The sequence below is a fragment of the Labrenzia sp. OB1 genome (assembly GCF_001624695.1).
GTDB lineage: Bacteria > Pseudomonadota > Alphaproteobacteria > Rhizobiales > Stappiaceae > Roseibium.
The window spans coordinates 1-974 of the sequence record NZ_JSEP01000087.1 but is presented as its reverse complement, the minus strand read 5'-3'; the positions used below and the strand labels follow the sequence as shown (position 1 = coordinate 974).

General features: G+C 57.3%; 2 protein-coding genes. One reads left to right on the top strand and one right to left on the bottom strand.

Annotated elements, in window-relative coordinates:
- The coding region (locus OA90_RS27825; protein ID WP_199823654.1) for a transposase at positions 1-277 on the top strand (277 nt) is incomplete at its 5' end.
- A 16-nt stretch (positions 278-293) separates the two neighbouring features.
- On the opposite strand, the gene OA90_RS27820 is transcribed toward OA90_RS27825, so the two are convergent.
- On the bottom strand, positions 294-974 hold a 681-nt coding region (locus tag OA90_RS27820), incomplete at its 5' end, for an IS3 family transposase (RefSeq protein WP_244274723.1).

The window sequence follows — 974 nt, the reverse complement described above, 5'->3', positions numbered from 1 at the left end:
CCATGGCGTGGTCATCCTTGATCAGGCCGGATGGCACACGTCAAACAAGCTCGCCATCCCGGACAACATCACACTCTTGCCTTTGCCACCCCGATCTCCCGAACTCAATCCTGTCGAAAACCTATGGCAGTACATGCGAGAAAACTGGCTCTCAAACCGGGTCTTCAAGGACTACGACCAGATCGTCGACCTGTGCTGCCGGGCCTGGAACACGCTCATCGATCAGCCATGGAAAATCATGTCAATCGGAATGCGTGACTGGGCGCATCGGTCCTGAATTTTGTCGTTTGGTATTATGCGGCCACGGCCGGTTGATCCAGCGCGGCGTAGTATTGTTCCTCTGCTTCAGCCGGAGGGATGTTTCCTATCGGCTCCAGAAGACGGCGGTGGTTGAACCAGTCGACCCATTCCAGGGTGGCAAACTCGACGGATTCGAAGTTTCGCCACGGCCCCCGGCGATGAATGACCTCGGCCTTGTAAAGCCCGTTGATCGTTTCTGCGAGAGCGTTGTCGTAACTATCGCCGACGCTTCCGACAGAAGGCTCGATACCAGCCTCGGTCAGCCGCTCCGAATACCTGATCGATACGTATTGGACGCCCCTGTCCGAGTGGTGTACGAGGCCGCCGTCATGAACGGGACGTCGATCATGAAGTGCTTGCTCCAGGGCATCGAGAACGAAAGACGCATGCGCCGTCCTGCTGACACGCCAGCCGACGATACGCCGGGCAAACGCGTCGATAACGAAGGCGACATAGACAAAACCTTGCCAGGTGGCCAGTGGAGTAAGAAGCGCAGAAGCGCTTCTCCTCCCCGAACCGTACGTGCACCTTTCAGCGCATACGGCTCTCCATTCAAGCTTGGCCCATGGCCATAGCAACGTCATGGTAGTGCGACGTGACGGTACTGCGGTCTTCGATCCGGAAGATGTATGGGTTTTCCCACCGGAATTGCGCCTTGGGGCTTGAGACAAGCC